Source organism: Streptomyces sp. PsTaAH-137 (assembly GCF_003259365.1).
In the GTDB taxonomy this organism is placed as follows: domain Bacteria; phylum Actinomycetota; class Actinomycetes; order Streptomycetales; family Streptomycetaceae; genus Streptomyces.
In genome coordinates this window covers 1-26,126 of record NZ_QLLY01000023.1, presented here as the reverse complement: position 1 = coordinate 26,126, position 26,126 = coordinate 1, and the positions used below count along the sequence as shown (strand labels likewise).

The 26,126-nt window shown below is 69.2% G+C and carries 22 protein-coding genes; 6 read left to right on the top strand and 16 right to left on the bottom strand.

The window, feature by feature from the left end; all coding sequences use genetic code 11:
• The 4 genes from K377_RS35565 to K377_RS35550 are packed head-to-tail and all read left to right on the top strand — an operon-like array spanning window position 1 to window position 4,040.
• The gene (locus K377_RS35565) at window positions 1–792 is read left to right on the top strand and encodes an ABC transporter ATP-binding protein (protein WP_111667759.1); all 792 of its coding nucleotides are present in this window, start codon (window positions 1–3) and stop codon (window positions 790–792) included.
• Window positions 789–1,679 carry a branched-chain amino acid ABC transporter permease gene (locus tag K377_RS35560; RefSeq protein ID WP_111667758.1) on the top strand — a complete coding sequence of 297 codons (891 nt, stop codon included), beginning with the start codon at window positions 789–791 and terminating at the stop codon, window positions 1,677–1,679. The genes K377_RS35565 and K377_RS35560 overlap by 4 nt, the downstream gene beginning before the upstream one ends.
• Entirely contained in the window at window positions 1,672–2,778 is a 1,107-nt protein-coding gene (locus K377_RS35555) for a branched-chain amino acid ABC transporter permease (RefSeq protein WP_111667757.1), read from the top strand. The genes K377_RS35560 and K377_RS35555 overlap by 8 nt, the downstream gene beginning before the upstream one ends.
• Window positions 2,775–4,040 carry an ABC transporter substrate-binding protein gene (locus K377_RS35550; RefSeq protein WP_181512730.1) on the top strand — a complete coding sequence of 422 codons (1,266 nt, stop codon included), beginning with the start codon at window positions 2,775–2,777 and terminating at the stop codon, window positions 4,038–4,040. The genes K377_RS35555 and K377_RS35550 overlap by 4 nt, the downstream gene beginning before the upstream one ends.
• A gap of 67 nt (window positions 4,041–4,107) precedes the next feature.
• Here K377_RS35550 and pssA read toward each other — a convergent pair whose 3' ends face one another.
• From pssA to K377_RS35500, 9 genes are all read right to left on the bottom strand, one after another.
• Window positions 4,108–4,890 carry a CDP-diacylglycerol--serine O-phosphatidyltransferase gene (gene pssA, locus K377_RS35545; RefSeq protein ID WP_111667836.1) on the bottom strand — a complete coding sequence of 261 codons (783 nt, stop codon included), beginning with the start codon at window positions 4,888–4,890 and terminating at the stop codon, window positions 4,108–4,110.
• Between the two features lie 58 nt (window positions 4,891–4,948).
• On the bottom strand, window positions 4,949–5,605 hold the full coding sequence (locus tag K377_RS35540; protein WP_111667756.1) for a phosphatidylserine decarboxylase: 657 nt from the start codon (window positions 5,603–5,605) through the stop codon (window positions 4,949–4,951).
• A 195-nt stretch (window positions 5,606–5,800) separates the two neighbouring features.
• The gene (locus tag K377_RS35535; RefSeq protein ID WP_111667755.1) at window positions 5,801–7,006 is read right to left on the bottom strand and encodes an acyl-CoA dehydrogenase family protein; all 1,206 of its coding nucleotides are present in this window, start codon (window positions 7,004–7,006) and stop codon (window positions 5,801–5,803) included.
• A 2-nt stretch (window positions 7,007–7,008) separates the two neighbouring features.
• Window positions 7,009–7,518, bottom strand: a complete 510-nt coding sequence (locus K377_RS35530; protein ID WP_111667835.1) for a MaoC family dehydratase — start codon at window positions 7,516–7,518, stop codon at window positions 7,009–7,011.
• Between the two features lie 5 nt (window positions 7,519–7,523).
• Complete coding sequence (locus tag K377_RS35525) at window positions 7,524–8,489, bottom strand: CoA ester lyase (RefSeq protein ID WP_111667754.1); 966 nt, start codon at window positions 8,487–8,489, stop codon at window positions 7,524–7,526.
• On the bottom strand, window positions 8,486–10,534 hold the full coding sequence (locus K377_RS35520) for a protein meaA (protein ID WP_111667753.1): 2,049 nt from the start codon (window positions 10,532–10,534) through the stop codon (window positions 8,486–8,488). Before K377_RS35520 ends, K377_RS35525 begins: the two co-directional genes overlap by 4 nt.
• 22 nt (window positions 10,535–10,556) lie before the next feature.
• Complete coding sequence (ccrA, locus tag K377_RS35515; RefSeq protein WP_111667752.1) at window positions 10,557–11,894, bottom strand: crotonyl-CoA carboxylase/reductase; 1,338 nt, start codon at window positions 11,892–11,894, stop codon at window positions 10,557–10,559.
• A gap of 618 nt (window positions 11,895–12,512) precedes the next feature.
• Window positions 12,513–13,364 (bottom strand): TetR family transcriptional regulator, encoded by an 852-nt coding sequence (locus K377_RS35505; RefSeq protein ID WP_111667751.1) that lies wholly within the window; start codon window positions 13,362–13,364, stop codon window positions 12,513–12,515.
• 85 nt (window positions 13,365–13,449) lie between these two features.
• Window positions 13,450–15,249: a 3-hydroxyacyl-CoA dehydrogenase family protein gene (locus K377_RS35500; protein ID WP_111667750.1), complete on the bottom strand. Its 1,800-nt coding sequence runs from the start codon at window positions 15,247–15,249 to the stop codon at window positions 13,450–13,452.
• A 359-nt stretch (window positions 15,250–15,608) separates the two neighbouring features.
• On the opposite strand from K377_RS35500, the gene K377_RS35495 reads away from it, so the two are divergent.
• Window positions 15,609–16,181, top strand: a complete 573-nt coding sequence (locus K377_RS35495; protein WP_111667749.1) for an adenylosuccinate lyase — start codon at window positions 15,609–15,611, stop codon at window positions 16,179–16,181.
• A gap of 19 nt (window positions 16,182–16,200) precedes the next feature.
• Here the strand turns inward: K377_RS35495 and K377_RS35490 are convergent, their stop codons facing one another.
• The 3 genes from K377_RS35490 to K377_RS35480 all read right to left on the bottom strand — a co-directional run bounded on the left by K377_RS35490 (window position 16,201) and on the right by K377_RS35480 (window position 20,875).
• Window positions 16,201–17,778: an alpha/beta hydrolase gene (locus tag K377_RS35490; protein ID WP_111667748.1), complete on the bottom strand. Its 1,578-nt coding sequence runs from the start codon at window positions 17,776–17,778 to the stop codon at window positions 16,201–16,203.
• Between the two features lie 186 nt (window positions 17,779–17,964).
• Window positions 17,965–18,990 carry a 2-oxoacid:ferredoxin oxidoreductase subunit beta gene (locus tag K377_RS35485; RefSeq protein ID WP_111667747.1) on the bottom strand — a complete coding sequence of 342 codons (1,026 nt, stop codon included), beginning with the start codon at window positions 18,988–18,990 and terminating at the stop codon, window positions 17,965–17,967.
• On the bottom strand, window positions 18,980–20,875 hold the full coding sequence (locus tag K377_RS35480) for a 2-oxoacid:acceptor oxidoreductase subunit alpha (protein ID WP_111667746.1): 1,896 nt from the start codon (window positions 20,873–20,875) through the stop codon (window positions 18,980–18,982). Before K377_RS35480 ends, K377_RS35485 begins: the two co-directional genes overlap by 11 nt.
• Window positions 20,876–21,485: 610 nt before the next feature.
• On the opposite strand from K377_RS35480, the gene K377_RS35475 reads away from it, so the two are divergent.
• Entirely contained in the window at window positions 21,486–22,142 is a 657-nt protein-coding gene (locus tag K377_RS35475; RefSeq protein ID WP_309252260.1) for a response regulator transcription factor, read from the top strand.
• 572 nt (window positions 22,143–22,714) lie between these two features.
• Here K377_RS35475 and K377_RS35465 read toward each other — a convergent pair.
• The 4 genes from K377_RS35465 to K377_RS35450 all read right to left on the bottom strand — a co-directional run.
• The gene (locus K377_RS35465) at window positions 22,715–23,152 is read right to left on the bottom strand and encodes a DUF6069 family protein (RefSeq protein WP_146614817.1); all 438 of its coding nucleotides are present in this window, start codon (window positions 23,150–23,152) and stop codon (window positions 22,715–22,717) included.
• A 104-nt stretch (window positions 23,153–23,256) separates the two neighbouring features.
• Entirely contained in the window at window positions 23,257–24,840 is a 1,584-nt protein-coding gene (locus tag K377_RS35460; protein ID WP_111667742.1) for an FAD-binding oxidoreductase, read from the bottom strand.
• Window positions 24,841–24,998: 158 nt separating this feature from the next.
• The gene (locus K377_RS35455) at window positions 24,999–25,673 is read right to left on the bottom strand and encodes a DsbA family protein (RefSeq protein ID WP_202455233.1); all 675 of its coding nucleotides are present in this window, start codon (window positions 25,671–25,673) and stop codon (window positions 24,999–25,001) included.
• Between the two features lie 39 nt (window positions 25,674–25,712).
• The coding region (locus tag K377_RS35450; RefSeq protein ID WP_272920600.1) for a carboxyl transferase domain-containing protein at window positions 25,713–26,126 on the bottom strand (414 nt) is incomplete at its 5' end.

Below are 26,126 nucleotides of genomic sequence, written 5' to 3'. Positions count from 1 at the left end.
ATGAACGACGTACCGCCGCTCCATGTGAAGGACCTGACCGTGCGGTTCGCCGGGCTCACCGCGCTCGACGGGATCGGGTTCACCGTCGGGCCCGGCACCGTGCACGCGGTCATCGGGCCCAACGGCGCCGGGAAATCCACCACGTTCAACGTGCTGTCCGGGGTGTACCGGGCCACCTCCGGCACCGTCCACCTCGGCGACACCGAACTCACCGGGCTGCCCCCGCACCGGATCGCCGCGCTCGGCGTCGCCCGGACCTTCCAGAACCTCGCGCTGCCGCCGCGCACCACGGTCGCCGACAGCCTGCTGCTCGGCCGGCACCGGCTGACCCGGGCCGGATTCGTCGCGGCGGGGCTGCGGCTGCCCGGCGCCGTCCGCGAGGAACGGGCGCACCGCGAACGCGTCCGGGAGATCGCCGAGTTCGTCGGCATCGCCGACCAACTCGACACACCGACCGGCGCGTTGCCGTACGGCGCGCAGAAACTCGCCGAGCTGGCCCGCGCCCTGTGCATGGAACCGAAGGTGCTGCTCCTCGACGAGCCCGTCGCCGGGATGACGGCCGACGAGCGGCGCCGCACCGCCGCCGTGATCGCGGGCGTCCGCGACAGCCTCGGCATCTCGATCGTCCTGGTGGAACACGACATGGGAGTGGTCATGCGCCTCGCCGACGAGGTCACCGTCCTCGACTTCGGAAAGCGGATCGCCGGGGGACCGCCGGCCACCGTCCAGAACGACCCGGCGGTGATCCAGGCCTACCTGGGCGCCCCCGAAGAACCGGAGAACGCCGCATGAGCTCCTTCCTCGAACTGCTTCTCAACGGCGTCTCGATGGGCTCCGTCTACGCCCTCATCGCCCTCGGCTTCGTCGTGATCTTCCGCGCCACCGAGGTCGTCAACTTCGCGCACGCCTCCCTGCTGCTCGCCGGTGGCTACGTCACCGCCTCGCTCCACGACGACATCGGCTTCTGGCCCGCGCTCGGCGTCGGCATCGCCGCCGCCGCGGTCGTCGGCGCCGCCGTCGAGTTCCTCGTCATGCGGCGCTACCGCGGCCACGACCACAGCGTCCTCGCCATCGTCACCATCGGCGTCGACATCCTGCTCACCACCGAACTCACCCGCCGCCTCGGCACCGACGTGCTCACCCTCGGCGACCCGTGGGGCGACGCGGTGCTCACCGTCGGCGGCATCTCCATCGCGCACACCCGGATCGCCGCGTTCGTGGCCGCGGCCCTGCTCATCACGGTCTTCCTGCTCACCTTCCGCTACACCTCCTGGGGCGTCGCGATGCGGGCCGCCGCCGAGAAGAGCGAGACCGCCGCGCTGATGGGCGTACGCCTGGGACGGGTGTCGCTCGGCGCCTGGGCCGTCGCGGGCGCCCTCGCCGCCGTCGCCGCGCTGTTCCTGACCGTCTTCCCCACCCCGGGCCTGGAGCGCGCCACCTCGCTCGCCGCCCTGAAGGCCTTCCCCGCCGCCATCCTCGGCGGCCTGGACTCCACCACCGGCGCGCTCGTCGGCGGACTGATCGTCGGCGTCACCGAGTCCCTCGCCACCGGCTACCAGAGCGAACTCGCCTTCATGGGACGGGGACTCGGCGACCTCGCCCCGTACCTCGTGATGACGGTGATCCTCCTGCTGCGGCCCTCCGGACTCTTCGGCACCAAGGAGCTCGCCCGTGTCTGACACGCTCGCCCCGGCCCGGGCCACCCCCGCCGCCCCGTCCCGTACGTTCCGCACGCGCCGCCGCCTGTGGGCCGCCGGCGTCCTCGCCCTCGTCCTGGTCGCCCTGCCGTTCTACGTCGACCGGTTCTGGCTCCAGGCGGGACTGTTCGCCATGGCCGCCGCGATCGGCGCCATCGGCCTCAACCTGCTCACCGGCGCCACCGGCCAGCTCTCCATGGGCCACGCCTTCTTCCTCGCCGTCGGCGCCTACGGCTACTGCGTCCTCGCGGGGGAGAAGGGCCAGACGGTCGACGGCCTCGGGCTCCCGCCCTGGCTCGCCGCCGTGCTCGCCGTGCTCCTCGCGGGGCTGGCGGGCGGCCTGTTCAGCCCCATCGCGGGACGCCTCCAGGGCGCGTACCTCGGCATCGCCACCCTCGCGCTGATCTTCATCGGGCAGCACGTGCTGTTCAACGCCGAGGACCTCACCGGCGGCGCCAACGGCCGCGACGTCCCCGTCATGAACCTCTTCGGCCTCTCCTTCGACGACAGCGAACTCACCGTCGCCGGTGTGCCGTTCGGCTCCGCGGAGAAGCTCTGGTACCTCGGGCTCGTGCTCCTGCTCGGCTGCGGGCTCTTCGCCCGCGGCGTGCTGCGCGGACGCCCCGGGCGCGCCATGAACGCCATCCGCGACCACCGCATCGCCGCCGGAGTCCTCGGCGTGCCCGTCGCCCGCTACCGGGGAGCCGTCTTCGTCCTCTCCTCGATGTACGCGGGCCTCGCCGGAGTCCTGCTCGCCATGGTCTTCCAGCGCACCGTCCCCGACTACTTCGGCATCACGCTCTCCCTCGAATACCTGGCCATGATCGTCATCGGCGGTCTCGGCTCGGTGTCGGGCGCGGTCGTCGGCGCCGCGTTCGTCTCGCTGCTGCCCCAGCTCCTCACCCGCTACAGCGACGCACTGCCCCTCGTCTCGGCTCCCGGCACCGGCGGCATCGCCCCCGGCGAGGCATCCCGCTACCTCTACGGCGCCGCCGTCGTGGCAGTGGTCCTTTTTCTGCCCGGTGGCCTGGTCCGGATCGCCGCCCGGCGCGCCCGGAAACACCCTCAGGAGGACGCATGAACACCCGTACCCGCACCCTCACGGCGGCAGCCGTGGCGGGGCTGCTCTGCCTCACGGCGGCCTGCAGCTCCAAGGCGAAGGACGACAACGAAGGCGACCAGCAGAGCGCGGGCGGGGTGAAGACCGGCCAGGGCATCTCCGGCAAGACGATCAACCTGGGCGTCCTCACCGACATGACCGGCGTCTACGCCACGCTCGGCAAGAGCGTCACGCAGGCGCAGCAGCTCTACGTGAAGCAGACGAACGCCGCCGGCGGTGTCTGCGGCTACCAGCTGAAGCTGACCGTCCGCGACCATGGCTACGACCCGCAGAAGGCCGTCGCCGGCTACACCGAGCTGGAGCCGGACGTGCTCGGCTTCACCCAGTTCATCGGCTCCCCGTTCGTCGCCGCCGTCGAGAAGCGCATCAGCCAGGACAAGGCCCTCGTGCTGCCGCAGGCCTGGTCGGCGAATCTGCTCGGCGACCCCTACGTCCGCGTCATCGGCTCGACGTACGACTACGAGACCATCAACGCCGTCGACTTCCTGATCAAGGAGAAGGGCCTCAAGAAGGGCGACAAGCTCGGCCACGTCTACTTCGAGGGCGACTACGGCGAGAACGCGCTCAAGGGCTCGAAGTTCATCGCCGAGAAGGCCGGGCTCACCGTCGTCGAGCAGAAGATCAAGCCCACCGACAACGACATGACCGCCCAGGTCGCCGCCCTGAAGAAGGCCGGCGTCAAGGGCGTCGTGATCAGCGCGGGCCCGCGCCAGGCGGCCTCCCTCGTCGGGGTCGCGGCGGCGGCGAAGCTGGCCGCGCCCATCATCGGCAACAACTCCGCCTTCGCGCCCCAGCTGCTCGCCACCCAGGCCGGACCGGCGCTGGAGAAGAACTACTGGGTCGCCTCGCCGTCGCTGCCCATCGGCGCGGACACCGAGCAGGCGAAGAAGCTCGTCGCCGACTACAAGAAGGCGTACCCGAAGGACTCCCTGGACAACGGCGTCGTCGCCGGCTGGACCGCCGCGTCCGCCTTCGGCGACGCCCTGAAGAAGGCCTGCGCCGACAAGGACCTCACCCGTGAGGGCGTCGACAAGGCGCTGCTGACCCTGAAGTCCTTCGACAACGGCTTCGGCACCGCGCAGGACTTCACCGACCCCGAGGCCCCGTCCTCCCGCGAGTCGGTGATCCTCCAGCCCGACAAGTCGGCGGTCGGCGGCATGAAGGTCGTCCGTGAGGCGGGCGAGGCCGAGGAGGCCAAGGACTACACCCCGTCGGCCGGCTGATCCCGGCCCCGCACACGAGAAGGGCCCCGAACCGACCGGTTCGGGGCCCTTCTCACGTCGTACGGGACTACGGCAGCTGTGCCGCCCGAGCCTCGCGACGGTTGTCGCGGAAGTTGTTCACCCGGCGGGCCGTGGCGAACAGCGGGATGACCGCGCCGAGCACCAGTTGCAGCGCACAGCCGGTCTGGAGCAGGAGCTGGCCGCCGGGGGCGTCGAACGCCCACGCCGCGAGCAGCGCCATGCTCAGCACGATCCACGACAGCATCGCGACGGCGAGGCGGCCGCGCGGCTTCGGGTACTCGACCCGGCTCACCATCAGCCACGCCGTGCCGATGATCGCGAGGAGCGTCGCCACGAAGGGCAGCTCCAGCAGGACGATCGAGACGACCGTCAGCGCGCCGAACGGCGACGGCATGCCCTGGAACGTGCCGTCCTTCACCGTCACGCACGAGAAGCGCGCGAGGCGCAGGACGACCGCCAGGAGGACCACGATGGCCCCCACCGCCGCCACTCTCTGGTGCGCGTCGTCGGCGACCATGCCGTAGACGAGCACGAAGTAGGCGGGCGCCAGGCCGAAGCTGATGAGGTCGGAGAGGTTGTCCAGCTCCGCGCCCATCGGCGACGAACGCAGCTTGCGGGCCACCAGACCGTCGAACAGGTCGAAGATCGCGGCGGCCAGCATCAGGATCACGGCCGTCGCGGCGGAGTGCCGCGCCATGCCGGAGTCGTTGCTGCCCTGGATGTGCGGGATCAGGATGCCGGTCGTCGTGAAGTAGACCGCCATGAAGCCGCACGTGGCGTTGCCGAGCGTCAGGGTGTCCGCTATCGACAGACGCAGTGAGAGCGGCATCTCCTCCGCATCGTCACCGCCGTCGCCGGCGTCACCCGCCCAGGTCTGGGCCTCGGAATCAGTCACGGTCAATGCGAGTCACCCCCGCTGTCGTCTTCTGGCCGACCTCGACGTCGACCTCGACCCCTTCGGGAAGGTAGATGTCGACGCGCGACCCGAAGCGGATCAGCCCGATGCGCTCGCCCTGCTCGACCTTCGTGCCCTGAGGGATGTACGGCACGATACGGCGGGCGACGGCACCGGCGATCTGGATCATCTCGATGTCACCGAGCTCGGTGTCGAAGTGCCACACCACCCGCTCGTTGTTCTCGCTCTCCTTGTTGAAGGCGGGAACGAAGCCACCGGGGATGTGCTCGACCGACGTCACCGTGCCCGCGAGGGGAGCGCGGTTCACGTGCACGTTCAGCGGGCTCATGAAGATCGCGACGCGGGTGCGACCGTCCTTCCACGGCATGATGCTCTGCACCACGCCGTCGGCCGGGGAGATGACCCGGCCGGGGGCGATCTCGCGCTCGGGGTCGCGGAAGAACCACAGCATGCCGGCCGCCAGAGCGGTGGTCGGGACGGCGAGTGCTGCGGCTTTCTTCGAGCGACGCGAGCGCGCCAGGCTCAGTGCGGCCGTGGCGACGGTCGGAAGGAGCCACGGCGATGCTCCGCGCGCAAGGCGACCACCGAGGACGCCGTCGCGGGATGCAGAGGTTTGGCTGTGGGGCATGGATGACCTTCGTAGCGGATGAGGCCGCGCTGGTTACGGGGGGACGGCGGCTTTTCCCGGGATGGTATCGGTTGCGAGCCACAACTGGGCAAGCCAGGAAGCGACATCAGGCGGTGAGGCTCGGCCGAAGAGTGCCTACGGGGTGTGATCTTCTTCGCGAAGAAAACACCCCCAATGAGGACACTTCGGACGGACTCAGCCCTGGAACCTGTACTCCTCGAGCAACCGGCGTCCAATGATCATTTTCTGGATCTCGGCGGTACCTTCGCCGATCAACAGCATCGGAGCCTCGCGGTACAGGCGCTCGATCTCGTACTCCTTCGAGAACCCGTAACCGCCATGAATGCGGAACGCGTCCTCCACGACTTCTTTGCAGTATTCGGAGGCCAGGTACTTGGCCATTCCCGCTTCGAGGTCGTTTCGTTCCCCGGAGTCCTTTTTGCGTGCTGCATTCACCATCATCGCATGGGCGGCTTCCACCTTGGTAGCCATCTCGGCCAGCTTGAACTGGATCGCCTGGTGCTGAGCGATGGCCTTTCCGAAAGTGTGTCGTTGCTGGGCGTAAGCGACACCCAGCTCGAACGCACGCTGTGCGACGCCACAGCCACGCGCCGCGACATTCACGCGTCCGACTTCGACACCGTCCATCATTTGGTAAAACCCTCGGCCCGTGGTGCCCCCCAGCACACGATTGGCTGGAATACGTAGCCCGTCCATGATGAGTTCGGTGGTGTCGACCCCCTTGTAACCCATCTTGTCGATCTTCCCGGGGATGGTCAGGCCCGGCCGGACCTCGCCGAACCCGGGCTCCTTCTCCACCAGGAACGTGGTCATCGACTTGTGCGGGGCCGTGCCCTCGGGATGACCTTCGTCACTTCGCGTGAGAACCGCCACAAGCGTTGACGTTCCGCCGTTCGTCAACCACATCTTCTGGCCGTTCAGGACGTATTCGTCGCCGTCCCTGACCGCCTTCGACGTGATCGCCGACACATCGGAACCGAGGCCCGGCTCGGACATCGAGAACGCGCCACGCACCTCGCCGAGCGCCATCCGCGGCAGGAAGTGCTCCTTCTGCTCCTGCGTCCCGTGCTGCTTCAGCATGTAGGCGACGATGAAGTGGGTGTTGATGATGCCGGAGACCGACATCCAGCCACGCGCTATCTCCTCCACGCAGAGCGCGTAGGTGAGCAGCGATTCGCCCAGACCCCCGTACTCCTCGGGGATCATGAGACCGAACAGGCCCAGCTCCTTGAGCCCGTCGACGATCTCCTGCGGGTACTCGTCGCGGTGCTCCAGCTCGGTCGCGACCGGGATGATCTCCTTGTCCACGAAGTCCCGGACGGTGGAGAGGATCTCCTGCTGCACGTCGTTGAGGCCGTGGGTCTGGGCGAGTCGGCTCATGGTTACTTGCTCTCCCGAAGTTCCGGGCGGCCGGGCTGCTCGCCGCCGCGCTCCTTGATGTACGTCTCGGTGGGCACCATCACCTTGCGGCGGAACACGCAGACGAGCGTGCCGTCCTGCTTGTAGCCCTTGGTCTCCACGTGGACGATCCCGCGGTCGCTCTTGGACCGCGACGGGGTCTTGTCGAGGACCGTCGTCTCGCCGTAGATGGTGTCGCCGTGGAAGGTCGGCGCCACGTGCTTCAGCGACTCGATCTCCAGGTTGGCGATCGCCTTGCCGGAGACGTCCGGCACGGACATGCCGAGGAGCAGCGAGTAGATGTAGTTGCCCACGACGACGTTCTTGCCGAAGTCCGTCGTGCTCTCGGCGTAGTTGCTGTCCAGGTGGAGCGGGTGGTGGTTCATCGTCAGCAGGCAGAAGAGGTGGTCGTCGTACTCCGTGACCGTCTTCCCGGGCCAGTGCTTGTAGACGTCCCCGACGGTGAACTCTTCGTAGGTGCGGCCGAATTGCATGGTCGTCACGCCTCCGGGGCTTCGAACTTCGACGTGCGCCGCATGCCGGCCGCGCGTCCCTTCCCGGAGATGACCAGCGCCATCTTCCGGCTGGCCTCGTCGATCATCTCGTCGCCGAGCATCGCCGAGCCCTTCTTGCCGCCCGCCTCGGACGTGTAGTAGTCGTACGCGTCCAGGATCAGCTCGGCGTGGTCGAAGTCCTCCTGGGACGGCGAGAAGATCTCGTTCGACGCCTCGACCTGGCCCGGGTGCAGCACCCACTTGCCGTCGAAACCGAGGGCCGCGGCGCGCTGGGCGACCTCGCGGTAGCCGTCCACGTTGCGGATCTGGAGGTACGGGCCGTCGATCGCCTGGAGGTCGTTGGCACGGGCCGCCATCAGGATCTTCATCAGGATGTAGTGGTAGGCGTCGGCGCCGTAGCCGGGCGGCTGCTCGCCGACGACCAGGGACTTCATGTTGATGGACGCCATGAAGTCGGCCGGGCCGAAGATGATCGTCTCGACGCGCGGGGAGGCCTCCGCGATCGCGTTGACGTTGTTGAGACCCCGGGCGTTCTCGATCTGCGCCTCGATGCCGATCTTGCCGACCTCGAAGCCCATCGTCTTCTCGATCTGCGTGAGCAGCAGGTCGAGGGCCACCACCTGGTCGGCCGTCTGGACCTTCGGCAGCATGATGCAGTCGAGGTTCGGGCCCGCGCCCTCCACGACGGTCACGACGTCGCGGTAGGTCCACTCGGTCGTCCAGTCGTTGACCCGCACGACGCGCGTCTTGCCCGTCCAGTCGCCCTCGTTCAGGAACTTGACGATGGTGTGCCGCGCCTCCGGCTTGGCGAGCGGGGCGCAGGCGTCCTCCAGGTCGAGGAAGACCTGGTCGGCCGGCAGACCCTGGGCCTTCTCCAGGAAGCGGGGGTTGCTTCCCGGCACCGCGAGACAGGAGCGGCGCGGGCGGAGACGGTTGACGGGGCTGGTCATGCGGGGACCTCCAACGGGTCGAGGTGGTTCGCTTTCCGGATCTCGTCGACGATACGGCCGATGATCTCCGTGATGCCGAAGTCCTTGGGGGTGAAGACGGCGGCGACACCCGCCCGCTTCAGCTCCTCGGCGTCGGCGTTCGGAATGATGCCGCCGACGATCACGGGGATGTCGGTGGCGCCCGCCTCGCGCAGCCGGTCGAGGACGTCGGGCACCAGCTCGGCGTGCGACCCGGAGAGGATCGACAGGCCGACGCAGTGCACGTCCTCGGCGAGCGCGGCGGACACGATCTGGTCGGGGGTGAGACGGATGCCCTGGTAGACCACCTCGAACCCGGCGTCGCGGGCCCGGACGGCGATCTGCTCGGCGCCGTTGGAGTGGCCGTCCAGGCCCGGCTTGCCGACGAGGAGGCGGAGCTTGCCGCCCAGCTCGTCCCCGGTGCGGCGGACCTTCTCGCGGACCAGGGCGAGCGGGGTGCCCTCCTCCGCGGTCACCGCGACCGGCGCCGAGGAGACGCCCGTGGGCGCCCGGAACTCGCCGAAGACCTCGCGCAGCGCCCCGGCCCACTCGCCGGTCGTGACCCCGGCGCGGGCGCATTCGAGCGTGGCCTCCATGAGGTTCTCCGTACCCTCGGCGGCCTCCTTGAGACGGTCCAGGGCCTGCTGCGTGGTCGGGTAGTGGAACGGGTCGCCCATGCCCTGGCGGTCCGTCGACTCCTGACGGGTGGTGCGCCACTCCTCGATGGCCGCGATCACGCCCGCCTCGACCCCGTGGTCCACCGTCATGATCGCGGTGTCCAGGTCGGCGGTGAGCGGGTTCGGCTCGGTGCCCTCGTAGCAGTTCACACCGATGATCTTCTCCTCGCCGGCCTCGATCCGCGCCCTGCGCTCGGCGTGCGAGGAGACCAGCTGGGACTTCAGATAGCCCGACTCGACGGCGGCCATCGCGCCGCCCATCTCCTGGATCCGGTCGATCTCGGCGAAGGACTCGGCGACCAGCTCGTCGACCTTCTTCTCGATGACGTGCGAGCCCGCGAAGATGTCCTCGTACTCCAGCAGGTCGCTCTCGTGCGCCAGGACCTGCTGGATGCGCAGCGACCACTGCTGGTCCCAGGGCCGGGGGAGGCCCAGGGCCTCGTTCCAGGCCGGGAGCTGGACGGCGCGGGCGCGCGCGTCCTTCGAGAGCGTCACGGCCAGCATCTCCAGGACGATCCGCTGGACGTTGTTCTCCGGCTGCGCCTCGGTCAGGCCCAGCGAGTTGACCTGCACCCCGTAACGGAAGCGGCGCTGCTTCGCGTTCTCGATGCCGTAGCGCTCGCGCGTGATCCTGTCCCAGATCCGCCCGAACGCCCGCATCTTGCACATCTCCTCGATGAAGCGGACTCCCGCGTTCACGAAGAAGGAGATGCGGGCCACGACGTCCCCGAACTTCTCGGCGGGGACCTGCCCTGAGTCGCGTACGGCATCGAGAACGGCGATGGCGGTGGACATCGCGTACGCGATCTCCTGGACCGGTGTGGCCCCCGCCTCCTGAAGGTGGTACGAGCAGATGTTGATCGGGTTCCACTTGGGGATGTTCGACACCGTGTAGGCGATCATGTCGGTCGTCAGGCGCAGGGAGGGACCCGGCGGGAAGACGTGCGTCCCCCGCGACAGGTACTCCTTGACGATGTCGTTCTGCGTGGTGCCCTGGAGCGTGGCGATGTCCACGCCCTGCTCCTCGGCGACGACCTGGTAGAGCGCCAGAAGCCACATGGCCGTGGCGTTGATGGTCATCGAGGTGTTCATCTGCTCCAGGGGGATGTCCTGGAACAGGCGCCGCATGTCACCGAGGTGGGACACCGGGACGCCGACCCGGCCGACCTCGCCGCGGGCGAGGATGTGGTCGGGGTCGTACCCGGTCTGGGTCGGCAGGTCGAACGCGACCGACAGACCCGTCTGGCCCTTGGCGAGGTTGCGGCGGTACAGCTCGTTGGACGCCTCGGCCGTGGAGTGACCGGCATAGGTGCGCATCAGCCACGGCCGGTCCTTCTGACGCTCAGTCATGAGCCGGTGAACCTCCGTGAGATCAGACGTTGCGGAAGCGGTTGATGGCGTCGATGTGCTGGGCGCGCTTCTCGTGGTCGCGCACGCCCAGGCCCTCCTCGGGGGCGAGCGCGAGGACGCCGACCTTGCCCTGGTGGGCGTTGCGGTGCACGTCGTGGGCGGCCTGGCCGGTGTCCTCCAGCGAGTACACCTTCGACAGGGTCGGGTGGATCTTGCCCTTGGCGATCAGGCGGTTGGCCTCCCACGCCTCGCGGTAGTTGGCGAAGTGCGAGCCGATGATCCGCTTCAGCGACATCCACAGGTAGCGGTTGTCGTACTCGTGCATGTAGCCCGAGGTGGAGGCGCAGGTGGTGATGGTGCCGCCCTTGCGCGTGACGAAGACCGAGGCGCCGAAGGTCTCGCGGCCCGGGTGCTCGAAGACGATGTCGATGTCCTCGCCGCCGGTCAGGTCGCGGATGCGCTTGCCGAAGCGCTTCCACTCCTTGGGGTCCTGGGTCTGCTCGTCCTTCCAGAACTTGTACCCCTCGGCGCTGCGGTCGATGATCGCCTCGGCGCCCATCGAGCGGCAGATGTCGGCCTTCTGGTCGCTGGAGACGACACAGATCGGGTTGGCGCCGCCGGCCAGGGCGAACTGCGTGGCGTAGCTGCCGAGCCCGCCGCTCGCGCCCCAGATCAGGACGTTGTCGCCCTGCTTCATGCCGGCGCCGTTGCGGGAGACCAGCTGGCGGTACGCGGTCGAGTTGACCAGACCGGGCGCGGCGGCCTCCTCCCAGCTCAGGTGGTCCGGCTTCGGCATCAGCTGGTTGGACTTGACGAGCGCGATCTCGGCGAGGCCGCCGAAGTTGGTCTCGAAGCCCCAGATGCGCTGCTCGGGGTCGAGCATCGTGTCGTTGTGGCCGTCGCTCGACTCCAGCTCGACGCTGAGGCAGTGCGCGACGACCTCGTCGCCGGGCCGCCAGGCGTTGACGCCCGGGCCGGTGCGCAGGACGACGCCCGCGAGGTCGGAGCCGATGATGTGGTACGGCAGGTCGTGGCGCTTGGCCAGGTCGTTCGTGCGGCCGTAGCGCTCCAGGAACCCGAAGGTGGAGAGCGGCTCGAAGATCGAGGTCCACACCGAGTTGTAGTTCACGGAGGAGGCCATCACGGCGACGAGCGCCTCGCCCGGACCGAGTTCGGGCACCGGGACCTCGTCCAGGTGGATCGACTTGCGCGGGTCCTTCTCGCGCGTGGTGAGTCCTTCGAACATCTCCGTCTCGTCCTTGTGCACGGTGATCGCGCGGTACGAGTCGGGGATCGGCAGAGCGGCGAAGTCGGCAGACGTGGCGGTCTGCGACTGAATCGCGTCCAGGATGTCCTTCACGGTGTTGCCTCCGGCGAAGAGCGTTGAGGGAACGCTGGTCGGGGTGTGGCTGTACTGGGGCTGCGGTGGTGCTGATGAGGGGTGTGCCGTCGGTTCGGCGGGGTGGTGCTCCGGCAGCGCTTGGTGTGGCGCGGAAGGGTGCCTGTGACGCAGGCGTCCGGGCGCGCGGGCCGTGGCTCGCGGGGACAGTCGGCTTCCGGAAGTTCTCCGTCCGCCGGCCGCCCGGACTCCTTCAACGTATGGCACACCGTGACAGCTGGCAAGGCACTGCGTGCCATTGGTTTCGCTCAGATGAAATCTTTACGCTTCAGGCGAGCGATGATCGATCATTCCAGGTCAGGGTGGGGTTCTCGCAGGTCCGGGGGATCGATGATCGATCACTGGGTGGGGTGGTGGGTGTGCCCGGGCATGAAAAAAGGCGTCTGACGTGGCACTGCGTGCCATGTCAGACGCCTGGGGTCTCGTGTCGATGTGCGGGCCGGTGGGGGCTGGTCGCGCAGTTCCCCGCGCCCCTGAGGCATGCGCTTCGCGCAGCCTTCCCCTGGACGAGCGGAGCTCGTTTCAGGGGCGCGGGGAACTGCGCGAGAAGCGGCCACCGGGCCGCGGGTGGCGAATCGGCTAGCGGTCGCCGAGGGCCTGTTCGATGGTGCGCATGATTTCGGGGAGCGGAGCGTCCACGCGGGCCACCGTCACCAGCACCTCACCGGAGTGCGACACCTGCGCGGCCGGCGCCGCGGCGGCGGGAGTGCGGCCGGCGCCGATGCCCGTACCGAAAGTGCGCCGCACGATGGCGAAGGCATGGTCCAGCTGCGTCTCCACATCGCCCTGCCCACCGGCCCGCAGCCAGCGCCGCAGCACATGATTGTGGGCGGTCACGACGGCGGACGCGGCGACCTCGGCGAGCAGCGGGTCGTCGTTGCCGTCGTGGTGCGCCTCCTCGTCGAAGTGCCCGAGGAGATAGCGCGTGAAGAGCCGCTCGTAGCGCGCGACCGACGCGATCTCGGCCTCGCGCAGCGTCGGCACCTCACGGGTCAGCCGGTACCGCTCGACGGCCACCGTCGGCGACGACGCGTACATCTTCATGACTTCCTTGATGCCGCGGCACACCGTGTCCAGCGGATGCTCGTGCGGCGGCGCCGCGTTCAGCACGGCCTCGGCGCGCACCAGGGTGTCGTCGTGGTCCGGGAAGATGGCTTCTTCCTTGGAGCGGAAGTGCCGGAAGAAGGTACGGCGCGCGACCCCGGCCGCCGCCGCGATCTCGTCGACCGTCGTCGCCTCGTACCCCTTGGTGGCGAAGAGCTCCATCGCCGCGGCCGCCAGCTCGCGGCGCATCTTGAGCCGCTGCGCGGCGGCCCGGCTGCTCGCCGCGCTCTCCGGAGCCTCCGAACCGCCGGCAACGGCGCTTGTGGCGGATGTGCGGGAGGACCGGTCGGCCTTGGCAGCGGGCGTCATGCCCCGAACGTACTGCATGTACGTTCCAAGTCGCTCCCCGGTTGACGGGCCGCCCGATGCTCCGAGCAGCCCGCCCCAACCGGCCCCCGACTCCGCGTCCGGCTCAGCGCCGGGCATATTCGCGGAAGCCACGGCCGGTCTTGCGGCCGAGGCAGCCCGCGGCCACCAGGTGCTCCAGCAGCGGCGCGGGCGCGAGACCCGGGTCGCGGAACTCGCGGTGCAGCACCTTCTCGATGGCGAGGGAGACGTCCAGGCCGACCACGTCGAGGAGTTCGAACGGGCCCATCGGGTATCCGCCGCCGAGCTTCATCGCGGCGTCGATGTCGTCCAGCGACGCGTAGTGCTCCTGCACCATCTTGACCGCGTTGTTCAGGTACGGGAACAGCAAAGCGTTCACGATGAACCCGGCGCGGTCCCCGCAGTCCACGGGGTGCTTGCGCACCTTCAGGGTCAGATCGCGGACGGTCGCGTGCACGTCCTCGGCCGTCAGCACGGTCCGCACGACCTCGACGAGCTTCATCGCCGGCGCCGGGTTGAAGAAGTGCATCCCGATCACGTCCTGCGGCCGCGAGGTGGCCCGGGCGCACGCGACCACCGGCAGCGAGGAGGTGGTCGTCGCCAGGATCGCGCCCGGCTTGCACACCTTGTCGAACGTGGTGAACAGCTGCTGCTTGATCTCCAGGTCCTCCGCGACGGCCTCGAGCGCGAGGTCGACATCGGCGAAGGCGTCGTAGGAACCGGCCGGGGTGATCAGGGCCAGCGTCGCGTCGGCCGCCTCGGCCGTCATCCGGCCCTTGTCGACAGAGCGTTTCAGGGACTTGCCGATCCGGGCCTTGGCCGCCTGGGCCTTCTCCTCGCTGCGGGCGGCGAGCACGACCGCGTACCCGGCCTTCGCGAACACCTCGGCGATGCCGGAGGCCATGGTCCCCGAGCCCGCGACGCCGACGGACTCGACGGTCCGGGAGGGCGCGGCGACGGCGTCGGTCAGCGGCGTCAGCGCGTCCCGCACCACCACGGAGCTGCCCGGCGCCTCGTACGTGTAGAAGCCGCGGCCCGTCTTGCGCCCGGTCAGTCCGGCCTCGCTGAGCTGCTTGAGGATCGGCGCGGGGGCGTGCAGCCGGTCCCGGGACTCGGCGTACATGGCGTCGAGGACGGTCCGGGCGGTGTCGATGCCGATCAGGTCGAGCAGGGCGAGCGGGCCCATCGGCAGCCCGCAGCCGAGCCGCATCGCGGCGTCGATGTCCTCGCGGGAGGCGTACTTGGCCTCGTACATCGCGGCGGCCTGGTTGAGGTAGCCGAACAGCAGCCCGTCGGCGACGAAGCCCGGCCGGTCGCCGACGGCCACCGGCTCCTTGCCCAGTTCCAGGGCGAGGTCGGTGACGGCGGCCACGGCGGCCGGCGCGGTCAGCACGGACGAGACGATCTCGACGAGCTTCATCGCGGGCGCCGGGTTGAAGAAGTGCAGGCCCAGGACCCGTTCGGGCCGCGCGGAGTCGGCGGCCAGCCGGGTCACGGACAGCGCGTTGGTCCCGGTCGCCAGGATGGTCTCGGGGCGCACGATCGTGTCGAGCGCACGGAAGATCTGCTGCTTGATCTCGTACGACTCCGGGGCGACCTCGATCACGAGATCGGCGTCGGCCGCGGCCTGCAGATCGGTGAACGTGCGGAACCGCGCGAGGAGGTCGGCCCGCTCCTGCTCGGTGAGGTGCTCCCGGCGCACCGCACGCGCCGTGGAGGCCTCCAGGGAGGCGACGGCCTGCGCGGTGGCGGCCTCGCTGATGTCGATGCCGATGACCTCGCGGCCGGCACGGGCCAGGACCTCGGCGATGCCGGTGCCCATGGTGCCGAGGCCGACGACGGCGACCGTCGCAAGAGGGGCGGTACGGGACAGAGGAGCGTCCATCCGGGGACTCCAGGAAGTGAGGGTGACGACGAGGGGCGCACGCGGCCGCGCCAACGGGCGTGCGGCGTACGGGAGATGAGCGGGCGACGCGCATGCCCGGACTCATGTGAGGAGAACCACGCGCGAAGAGCCACGCGCGGTGCGGAGGTGGAACCGACCGGCCCTGTCCCAAGCCGTGTCGTACCGAACCGACGAACACTCACGGCGGCTGCGTCACCAGGCCGCCGGGAGGCGTGCTGCGGGAAGTGTGCCCCGCTCACATGAGATTAACCCGCGAGTAACGAGCGCGCCAGCCCTCGCCGTTGACGAGTCCGTGTGATCTATGTCGCCGCAGACCCGGGGGGACGTAGCCTCAATGCATGGACGAAGAGTCGCGAACGGTGACAGAGCGCATCCGGAAGGAATCCGGCGGAACCCCCGCCTTCGAACAGCTCGCCGCCACAGACGACCTGGATGCGCTGGCCGCGGTCCTCACGGCGCCGGAACAGCCCTTGTGGGCGCGTGAGTTCGCGGCCCATCGGCTCGGTACAGCGGGTGACCGCCGCGCCTTCGAGTCCCTCGTCCTGCTGCTCAATCACCGTGATCCCGAGCGCTGCGCCGGTGCCGCGCACGCCCTCGCCGTCCTCGGCGACCCGCGCACGGCCCGCGCCGCGGCGGCCCTCGCCACGAACGAGCTGCGGGTGGCCTACGCCCTGCACCCGGTCCGCCTGCTGACCCAGCTGCGCGCCCCCGAGTCCGCCCCGGCCCTGATCACCACCCTGCGCCGCCGTCTCGCCCCGCACGATCCGTACCGCAAGGTCGCGCTGGCCTGCGTGGAGGGCCTGGGCAGCCTGGCCGATCCCCGGTCCCGCGACGTCCTCAAGGAGGCGGCCACCCACCCGAGGCTGGCGATGGCGGCGGAGGCGGCCCTGGCCCGGCTGCCCCAGGGCTAGAGACCGCCTCCGCTTCCCGCTACCGGATCCCCAGCAGCCGGTGCAGCGTCGCGCCGCTCGTCGCGCCCGGAGCCGCGGTCTCCCGGGTCGCCAGCGGCTTCGGGTCCGGCTGCTTCTGGCACACCGCGTCGGCGGTTCCGTGGCCGCGCGGCACCTTCCCGGTCGCCAGGTACGCGGACAGGTACCCGTCCAGACAGGTGCTGCCGCTGAGCGTGATCCCGTGGTTGCCGCCGCCCTGCTCCACCACCAGGCTGGAGCCGCGCAGCAGTTGATGGACCCGCGCACCGCCCTCGTACGGGGTCGCCGCGTCGTCCGTCGCCTGGAACAGCAGCACCGGCGGCAGGGCGTCGTTGGCGACGTCGGTCCGCTTCAGCGGCGGGACCGGCCAGGACGCGCACGGCGCGTTGTACCAGGCGTTGTTCCAGGTGGAGAACGGGGCCTTGGCGTTCACCGCGGCGTTGTCCCGGTGCCACTGACGCCAGTCGCGCGGCCAGTCCGCGTCCCGGCACTGCACGGCCGTGTAGACGCTGTAGCCGTTGTCACCGGCGGCGTCGACCGCGCCGAAGTTCTCGTACGCGCCGACCAGCGCGTCCGCGTCCTTCTTGTTCACGTACGCGGAGAACGCCTCGGCGAGATGCGGCCAGTAGCCGTTGTAGTAGCCGCCGGGCAGGAACGTGTCCTCCAGCTCGCCCGCGCCGACCGTGCCGCCGACCGGCTTCTTCGTGACGGCGTCCCGCATCGCGTACCACTTGGCCTCGACCTTCGCCGGGTCCTTGCCGAGCTTGTACGTCGCGTCGTACTTGGCGACCCACGCCATGAAGGCCCGGTGGCGGTCGTTGAAGGCGAGGTCCTGGTCGATGTTGTCCCGGTACCAGGCCCCCTCGGGGTCGACGATCGAGTCCAGGACGAACCGCCGCACCCGCTCCGGGAAGTACTTCGCGTACACCGCGCCCAGGTAGGTGCCGTACGAGTAGCCGAAGTAGTTGATCTTCTGGGCGCCGAGGGCGGCCCGGATCAGGTCCATGTCCTTCACGGTGCTCACCGTGTCGATGTACGGCAGCAGGTCGTGGTACTTGGTCTCGCAGGCCCGGGCGAAGGCGGCCGCGCGCTCGGTGTTGGTCCGCTCGATCGCCCGGGTCGTCGGCACGCTCGACGGCCGCACCGGGTCGAAGTGGCCGGGGTCGCAGTCGAGCGCCGGTTCGCTCTTGCCGACCCCGCGCGGGTCGAACCCGATCACGTCGTACTGCGAGGCGACCTTCTTCGGCAGGCTCGACGCCACGAACCCGGCGAGCGAGAGCCCGCTGCCGCCGGGGCCGCCCGGATTGACCAGGAGCGGACCCTGCGAGGTCTTCGCCGTGTGCGGAATCCGCGACAGGGCGATGCTGATCCACCGCCCGTAGGAGTTGTCGTGGTCGAGCGGCACCTTCAACGACCCGCACTGCAACGTCGGCCGGTCCGTGGTGCCGCACTTCTTCCAGGTGATGTGCGGACCGCCGTGCGGCGTCGCCCGAGCGGGTGCGGCGTCGGCGGCGGGTGTGACGATCGCGGCTGCCGCCAGGGCGGCGATCCCGCACAGGGCTCCTGCGAGTTTCTTCATGGGGCCTCCCGAGACGGAGAGGGTCAAGGCCGCGAATCCACGGCTCCCGGCTGCATGTTCCCGGAAACCCCGCCCAGAAGAATCCGTTCTGCGGAACTTGACCCGATTGCAGCCACGCCGCGCGCACGGGGCCGACGCCCGGCTCCTCGGCCGGGGCGCCGGCCCTGCGGGAGCCGCCGGCGTCCTTCAGCCGACGACGGTCCACGTGTCGCCGCCCGCGAGCAGCGCCGCCAGGTCGCCCTTGCCGTGCCGCTCGATCGCGGCGTCGAGCTGGTCGGCCATCAGGGTGTCGTAGACGGGTCGTTCGACGCTGCGCAGGACGCCGATGGGGGTGTGGTGCAGGGTGTCCGGGTCCGCGAGCCGCGAGAGGGCGAAGGCCACGGTGGGGGACGCGGAGTGCGCGTCGTGGACAAGGACGTCGGCTTCGTTCTCGGGGGTCACGGCCACCACCTTCAGGTCGCCGGTGCCCCGGTCACGCACCACCCCCTTGCTCAGACCGCCGCCGAACCGGATCGGCTGCCCGTGTTCGAGCCGGATGACCGCCTCCTCGGCCTGTTGCTTGTCCTTCAGCACCTCGAAGGCGCCGTCGTTGAAGATGTTGCAGTTCTGGTAGATCTCGACGAGCGCCGTGCCCTGGTGGTCGGCGGCCGCGCGCAGTACCGAGGTGAGGTGCTTGCGGTCGGAGTCCACGGTGCGGGCCACGAAGGACGCCTCGGCGCCGATGGCGAGGGACACCGGGTTGAAGGGCGCGTCGAGCGAGCCCATCGGGGTCGACTTGGTGATCTTGCCGACCTCGGAGGTGGGGGAGTACTGGCCCTTGGTGAGTCCGTAGATGCGGTTGTTGAAGAGGAGGATCTTGAGGTTGACGTTGCGGCGCAGGGCGTGGATGAGGTGGTTGCCGCCGATGGAGAGGGCGTCGCCGTCGCCGGTGACGACCCAGACGGTCAGGTCCCTTCGGGAGGAGGCGAGTCCGGTGGCGATGGCGGGGGCGCGGCCGTGGATGGAGTGCATCCCGTACGTGTTCATGTAGTACGGGAAGCGCGAGGAGCAGCCGATGCCGGAGACGAAGACGATGTTCTCCTTCGCCAGGCCGAGTTCGGGCATGAAGCCCTGGACGGCGGCGAGGATCGCGTAGTCGCCGCAGCCGGGGCACCAGCGCACTTCCTGGTCCGACTTGAAGTCCTTCGCCCGGAGTCCGAGTTCAGTCTTCACGCAGCGCCTCCTCCACCATACGAGCCAGTTGTCCAGCCTTGAACGGCATGCCGTTGACCTGGGTGAGCGCCCGCACGTCGAACAGGTACCTTGCGCGCAGCAGCGTCGCCAACTGCCCCAGGTTCATCTCGGGCACGATGACCCGCTCGTACCGGGCGAGGACCTCGCCGAGGTCGGCCGGGAACGGGTTGAGATGGCGCAGGTGGGCCTGCGCGACCGGCTTCCCGGCTGCCCGCAGCAGGCGCACCGCCGCCGTGATGGGCCCGTAGGTGGAGCCCCAGCCCAGCACCAGGGCCCGGGCGCCGTGCGGGTCGTCGACGTCCAGGTCGGGAACGTCGATGCCGTCGATCCTGGCCTGCCGGGTGCGGACCATGAAGTCGTGATTGGCGGGGTCGTAGGAGATGTTGCCCGTGCCGTCCTGCTTCTCGATCCCGCCGATCCGGTGCTCCAGACCGGGCGTGCCGGGCACGGCCCACGGGCGGGCCAGGGTGTGCGGGTCACGCTTGTACGGCCAGAACACCTCCCTGCCGTCGTCCAGGGTGTGATTGGGACCCTGCGCGAACGGGACGCGGAGGTCCGGTAGTTCGCCGGTCTCGGGGATGCGCCACGGCTCGGAGCCGTTGGCCAGGTATCCGTCCGAGAGCAGGAAGACCGGAGTGCGGTACGTGACCGCGATCCGCGCCGCCTCCAGGGCCGCGTCGAAGCAGTCGGCGGGTGTGCGGGGTGCGATCACCGGGACCGGCGCCTCACCGTTGCGCCCGTACATGGCCTGGAGGAGATCGGCCTGCTCGGTCTTGGTGGGCAGGCCGGTGGAGGGGCCGCCGCGCTGGATGTCCACGATGAGCAGGGGGAGTTCGAGCGAGACCGCGAGCCCGATCGTCTCCGACTTCAACGCCACGCCCGGCCCCGAGGTCGTCGTGACGGCGAGACTGCCGCCGAAGGCCGCGCCCAGGGCTGCCCCGATGCCCGCGATCTCGTCCTCCGCCTGGAAGGTGCGCACGCCGAAGTTCTTGTGCTTCGACAGCTCGTGCAGGATGTCGGAGGCCGGGGTGATCGGGTACGAGCCGAGGTAGAGCGGCAGATCCGCCTGCCGGGACGCGGCGATCAGGCCGTAGGACAGGGCCAGGTTCCCGGAGATGTTGCGGTAGGTGCCGACGGGGAAGGCGGTGGCGGCCGGGGCCACCTCGTAGGAGACGGCGAAGTCCTCGATCGTCTCGCCGAAGTTCCAGCCGGCTCGGTGGGCGGCGATGTTGGCCTCGGCGATGTGCGGCTTCTTGGCGAACTTCCGCTTCAGGAAGGCCTCCGTGCCTTCCGTGGGCCGGTGGTACATCCAGCTCAGCAGGCCCAGCGCGAACATGTTCTTGCTGCGCTCCGCCTCTTTGCGGGACAGGCCGAACTCCGCGAGCGCTCCCACCGTCAGCGTGGTCAGCGGCACCGGGTGGACGTGGAAGCCGTCCAGTGATCCGTCTGCGAGCGGATCACCGTCGTAGCCGACCTTGCGTAACGCCCGCCCGGTGAACTCGTCCGTGTCGACGATGATCTCCGCGCCGTGCGGCAGGTCGTCGACGTTCGCCTTCAGCGCGGCCGGATTCATCGCCACGAGCACGTCCGGAGCGTCGCCGGGGGTGAGGATGTCGTGGTCCGCGAAGTGCAACTGGAACGACGACACCCCGGGCAGAGTCCCGGCCGGGGCACGGATCTCGGCCGGGAAGTCGGGCAGCGTCGACAGGTCGTTGCCGAACGACGCGGTCTCCGCTGTGAATCGGTCACCGGCGAGCTGCATGCCGTCCCCGGAGTCTCCCGCGAACCTGATGATCACGTGGTCCAGCCGGCGGACCTCCTTCCCTTCCGGCGCCGCACGACTCACCGCATCTGCTGAGGTCATGTACTCGTTCCCTCTCCCTCGGACGATGTCAAGATCAGGTTTTGCGCCCGCCGCCCGTGCGCTGGCCGATTCATCTCTGCTTCCTCATAAAACAACTCGATAAGGTGCCCTTTTGGCTGAGAACGTATGGTCCCCGGTCGGGTGGGGTGACCAGACACACGTATACGCAGTACGCGCCACCGTGTACGATGTATCAAAAGTGTCTTATGTGACTACAGGGGGCGGGCTGTCCAGTTAGGCTGGTTCCGTTGGGCGCGTTGTCGCCTGCGGAAATCGACCGAAACCCGGAGCGCGTGGCCGGCCTTCATCTCTGTGGAGTTTATTGGGAGCGAACCCCATTTTGTATCGGCAGTGTTTCCCAATTGTTGGTTTCCGTTATTCGCTGGCGTCGGTCGTTGAATCTTTGCGGGTTGACCACCCGGGCTGTACGCTCTACGGGAATCGTATTCTCTGTGGATTGGTGCAACGCTCTGTTTTTTCGGATGAATATGGGGGAGTTTTTCGGATGGGGCATCAGACCATAACCCTTGTAGAATCGCGCATTCCGCAACAGCTCACCGGCCCCGGTGGGTCCAGGTCCGAGGAGAAGAGAGCACGCAGGGCCCTGCGTGTGCTCGCGGTCGAGAGCGAGCCTCGGGTCGCCAAGGCGCTCGTCCGCGACCTGGCCCGGCACGGATACCAGGCGGAGAGCGTGCCGACCGGGGCGCAGGCCCTGCGGAAGTACCGGGGCGCCGACCTCGTCCTCGTCGACCTTGACCTGCCTGACCTCGACGGCGTCGAACTCTGCCGCAGCATCCGGGCCGTCTGCGACGTCCCGATCATCGTCGTCACGGCGCGTGACTCGGAGCTGGACCGGGTGATGAGTCTCCGCGCCGGTTCGGACGACTACGTGACCAAGCCCTACAGCCTCGCCGAACTGATCGCCCGGATCGAGGCCGTCATGCGCCGGGCTCTGCGGCAACCGGTGTCCGCCCCGGAGGCCATTACCGTCGGACGGCTCGGTATCAACCCGGGCACCCGGCAGATCAGCCTCGACGGTCGGCCCGTAGAGGTGACACGCAAAGAATTCGATCTGCTGTATCTGCTCGCCTCGCGTCCGGGCAGTGTCGTCACCCGTAAACAGATCATGGCGCAGGTCTGGAGGGATTCCCGGTCGGAGCCGGGCCGCACCATCGACACACACGTCAGCAGCTTACGAAGCAAGCTGGGATCGAGCAGCTGGATCATCACCGCCCGCGGCGTCGGATTCCGCATGGGCCACGCCTGATTCTCCGGGACGTCACCCCGGGTTGTCCCGGGCGGCGAATGACCCTTCCAGGGGATTCACCCTGCCGTTCGAGCCGAAACCGGCCAGAGCGCATCCCGGAGCGGAGAGCGAATTCGGGGACACCCGGTCAAAGGCGACCGGTGCTCCTCCCCGTCCGGGCCCGTCGTGACGTACCGACGGGACAGTTGACCATTCCACGAATTTCTCGGTGGGGCGTGTTCATGCCATGCCACGCCATCCCGGCGGCGGACCCGAGGCCCATGACGTGGCCGTCCTGCGCCGGGCCGAGGACAACGGCCACGGAGCCCTGCCACGAGAGCCCGCGCCTGTCCCTCGCGTCGCCCAGACGGCGCGCGGGGAGGTGAGGACGGCAGAGAGCGCAACCGCGACCGCGGCGACCTCCTCGGCCGTGGGGGCGCCGCTGATGATGCGCCAAGATGTGGCGGCCTGCGTCCGGGAGGCGTCCGCCCCGGTGTCTTCCTCTGCTGTCATCGGTTCCTCTTCCTGAGACGTGGCACGGCCCTCCGGAACCCGTGTCGGGTTCCGGAGGGCCGTTTGACGGATCCTCTGCGTCAGACGCGCGAGCGGCGGACGACCTCCAGCGCGGCCACCGCGACGCAGCCGACGAACAGATGCATCGTGATCAGCGTGGCGGCGGTGCCGCCGTCGGTGTCCAGAGTGAGCGGACCGATGGCGGTGAGGGCCGCCACCGCGCCGCTCACGACCTGGCCCACCCGCAGCAGCACCGGCTTCCAGCGCGCGAGGAGCAGGACGGCCGTGATGCCGATCGCCGGCGCGACGAGCGACATGAAGATCACGTCACCGGCGCCGATGTCGTCGGACTTGCCGTTGAGCTTCAGGGCCAGCGACGCGCCGGCCGCGTCCCCGATGTACAGGACGATCAGATTGACGACCGTGGCGAGGACGGCGGCCCCCGCCACGGCCTGCCACGCGGGCAGTGCCCGCCGCCTTGGAGCGGTATCGGTGGCAGCGGGGTTACTGCTGGTCATGGAGCCTCCGGGCTGTCGTGCCGCGCCGGGAGCGGGTACGGCGCGGTGTTCGTCGAGAGGGGGTGTGCGCTTCCGGCGCGAGGACCGGCCGCCTGAACGGTGCGTCAGGAGGGGGTCAGAGAAAGACTGTGCCGGAAGACGTTCTTGGGGTCGTAGGTGTTCTTCACCCGCTGCAGCCTCGGGTAGTTGTCCTTCCAGATGAGCGAGTACCAGGGCACCCCGGACGTGTTCTGTGCCGGGTCGCGCATGTCGACGTCCGGATAGTTGATGTAGCCGCCGTCCTGCTGGTCGTTGGGCACCGGGAAGCCACCGGTCGCGCCGTGGACGTTCTTGCGCAGCGTGCGCAGCCACTCGATCTCGACCGCGTCGTCGGCCGGCACGGCCCAGTTGTTGGAGTACCAGAGCTTGATGACGGAGTCCCGCTGCACGATCGCCCTCGCCGACGACGGCAGGGTGTTGATCTGGCAGCCGTACGCCGCGAGATACACCAGGCCGACACCGTTGTGGGTCGGGTCGGTCAACGAGCGGTAGATCGCGCCGATCTGAGTGGACGTCAGCGGCTTGCGCAGATGGCCGCCCATGGACTTCTGGCGCGAGTACCCGGCGGAGTCGGCGGTCGGCTCCAGGGCGATCTCCAGCCAGGTGCCTTCCTTGACGTCGATCGTCGGCTGCACCCCGACGCCCGCGTTCACCGCGCTGATGTAGTCGTCGTGCAACCGGGCGGTGTTCGCCGACGTCGCGTCCATGCGGATTTCCAGTTGCACCGTCTGCGCGAGCGACGAGTGCAACTGCAGAGAGCTGTGGAGCACCTGGTACGGGGAGCCCGGCGCGCTGTTCGCGGCGTGCCAGGCGTTGTGGTTCATCACCAGACGCGTGAAGGCCGCCTCGGTGAGCTGCGCCCAGGGCCACGTCACGAAGGTCTCGCGCATCCGCGCGGGCGGCTTGGGCAGCAGCGAGGAGGGGCCGCCGGTGGCGCCGGGACTGCGGAACCAGAACCGCGTCACGATGCCGAACCCGCCGCCCCCGCCGCCGGTGTGCGCCCACCACAGCTCCCGGTGCGGGTCGTTCGCCTCCCGGGTGGCGACGATCGTACGAGCCCTGCCGCGGCTGTCCGCCACGACGATCTCGATGGCGTACAGGTGGTCCACGACCAGGCCGAAGCGACGGGACAGCGGGCCGTATCCACCACCGGAGACATGGCCGCCGACGCCCACCTCGGGGCACACACCGCCCGGGACGGTGACACCCCAGCCCTCGTACAGCGCCTTGTAGACCTCGCCCAGCCGGGCGCCGGCCTGGACGGCGAAGGCGTTCATCGCCGGGTCGAAGGTGACTCCGTTCATCTCGGACAGGTCGACGAGAAGCCGGAACTGGGGGTCGTCGACCAGGTTCTCGAAGCAGTGACCGCCACTGCGCACCGTGATCCGCTGGTGTTTGGCGACGGCCTGATTCACGGCCTTCTCCACCTGGGCGGCACAGTGCACGAGCCAGATCTCGTCCGGGGCCGCCGCGAAGCGGGTGTTGTAGCCGCGGTGCGTGAGTTCGGCGTAGCGGGCGTCACCGGGCCTGACGATCACCTCCGGGTCGACCTTGACGGTGGTCTGGGCGGCGGCGGGCAATGGGGTGAACCCCGCGGTGGCACCGGCCACCGCTATCGCGGAGCCCAGAAAGTTGCGTCGGGAGAACATGTCAAGCCCTATCTGTACGGAGATATGGACAGATCACCGCATTGGCGGATGCGTTCCGGGGATGAAGTTGAGCCAACCAGGTCCCGGAACGCGTCACCATGGGCTTGACGTGGATCTGTCCTGCCTCGATACCAGAATTGAGGTTCCGGCCGCGCAGGTCAGGTGTCCGAGGCGCTCGTCACCGCCTCGCGCAGTGCCGCGAGCAGGGTCGCCTCCGACTGGGACCCTGTCAGTGGCCGCAGCCCGTCGATGAAGAACACCGGCACACCGCTGACGCCGAGCCCCCGCACGCGGTCGATCTCGGCCCGCAGCCGCTCTGTCTCGCCGGCCGACGCCGGTGCCGCGGGACCCGAACCGGAGTCGTCCGCCGTGACACCGGCCTCCTCGGCGAGCCGGGTGAGCGTGGCGCGGTCACCGATGTGCAGTCCGTCCGTGAAGTGGGCGCGAAACAGTCGCTCCACCATCTGCTCGGCCCTGCCCTGCCGCGCGGCGCGGGCGATGAGCAGATGTGCCTCGAAGGTGCCGGTGGCCACGGCGCGCTCATAGCGCAGTTCCAGTCCGTCCGCGCCCGCCTGCTCGGCGAGTTGGAGCGTCTGCCGCACGGCTTGCGGTCCGAACGTCCGCTCCAGTACGGGGAGCAGGGGCTGCCCCTCGGTGCCCGCGCCCGGAGCGAGCTCGAAGGGCAGGAACGCCACCTGGACGGGGTGGCCCTCGGCGCGCAGTCGGTCCGCCGCGCGGGAGAAGCGGGTGTATCCGAGATAGGAGTGCACGCAGATCACGTCCAGCGCGATCCGTACCCGCACCGTCGTGGCCGTCGGCGGCAGCTTCTTCACAGAGATCTTCTCCTCGTACTGATCGGGACAAGTGCCCTCTCACTGTGGCTGGTTGCCGTGTTTGCGGGACGGCAGGTCGGCGTGTTTCGTGCGCAGCATGGCCAGGGACTTGATGAGCACCTCGCGGGTCTCGGCGGGGTCGATGACGTCGTCGACCAGGCCGCGCTCGGCCGCGTAGTACGGGTGCATCAGTTCGGCCTTGTACTCCTTGACCATCTTCTGGCGCATGGCCTCGGAGTCCTCGGCCTCGGCGATCTGGCGGCGGAAGATCACGTTGGCCGCGCCCTCGGCGCCCATGACCGCGATCTCGTTGGTGGGCCAGGCGTAGGTGAGGTCGGCGCCGATGGACTGGGAGTCCATGACGATGTAGGCACCTCCGTACGCCTTGCGGAGAATCAGCGAGATCCGCGGCACGGTGGCGTTGCAGTACGCGTACAGCAGCTTCGCGCCGTG

Coding starts and splice junctions, on each gene's coding strand:
- K377_RS35520 (WP_111667753.1), bottom strand. CDS start 10,534: ATGACTGAGCGTCAGAAGGACCGGCCGTGGCTGATGCGCACCTATGCC.
- pssA (WP_111667836.1), bottom strand. CDS start 4,890: ATGCCGCTCTCACTGCGTCTGTCGATAGCGGACACCCTGACGCTCGGC.
- K377_RS35525 (WP_111667754.1), bottom strand. CDS start 8,489: ATGACCAGCCCCGTCAACCGTCTCCGCCCGCGCCGCTCCTGTCTCGCG.
- K377_RS35460 (WP_111667742.1), bottom strand. CDS start 24,840: ATGTTCTCCCGACGCAACTTTCTGGGCTCCGCGATAGCGGTGGCCGGT.
- K377_RS35540 (WP_111667756.1), bottom strand. CDS start 5,605: ATGCCCCACAGCCAAACCTCTGCATCCCGCGACGGCGTCCTCGGTGGT.
- K377_RS35480 (WP_111667746.1), bottom strand. CDS start 20,875: ATGACCTCAGCAGATGCGGTGAGTCGTGCGGCGCCGGAAGGGAAGGAG.
- K377_RS35560 (WP_111667758.1), top strand. CDS start 789: ATGAGCTCCTTCCTCGAACTGCTTCTCAACGGCGTCTCGATGGGCTCC.
- K377_RS35505 (WP_111667751.1), bottom strand. CDS start 13,364: ATGCAGTACGTTCGGGGCATGACGCCCGCTGCCAAGGCCGACCGGTCC.
- K377_RS35490 (WP_111667748.1), bottom strand. CDS start 17,778: ATGAAGAAACTCGCAGGAGCCCTGTGCGGGATCGCCGCCCTGGCGGCA.
- K377_RS35465 (WP_146614817.1), bottom strand. CDS start 23,152: ATGACCAGCAGTAACCCCGCTGCCACCGATACCGCTCCAAGGCGGCGG.
- K377_RS35565 (WP_111667759.1), top strand. CDS start 1: ATGAACGACGTACCGCCGCTCCATGTGAAGGACCTGACCGTGCGGTTC.
- K377_RS35500 (WP_111667750.1), bottom strand. CDS start 15,249: ATGGACGCTCCTCTGTCCCGTACCGCCCCTCTTGCGACGGTCGCCGTC.
- K377_RS35550 (WP_181512730.1), top strand. CDS start 2,775: ATGAACACCCGTACCCGCACCCTCACGGCGGCAGCCGTGGCGGGGCTG.
- K377_RS35530 (WP_111667835.1), bottom strand. CDS start 7,518: ATGCAATTCGGCCGCACCTACGAAGAGTTCACCGTCGGGGACGTCTAC.
- K377_RS35535 (WP_111667755.1), bottom strand. CDS start 7,006: ATGAGCCGACTCGCCCAGACCCACGGCCTCAACGACGTGCAGCAGGAG.
- K377_RS35495 (WP_111667749.1), top strand. CDS start 15,609: ATGGACGAAGAGTCGCGAACGGTGACAGAGCGCATCCGGAAGGAATCC.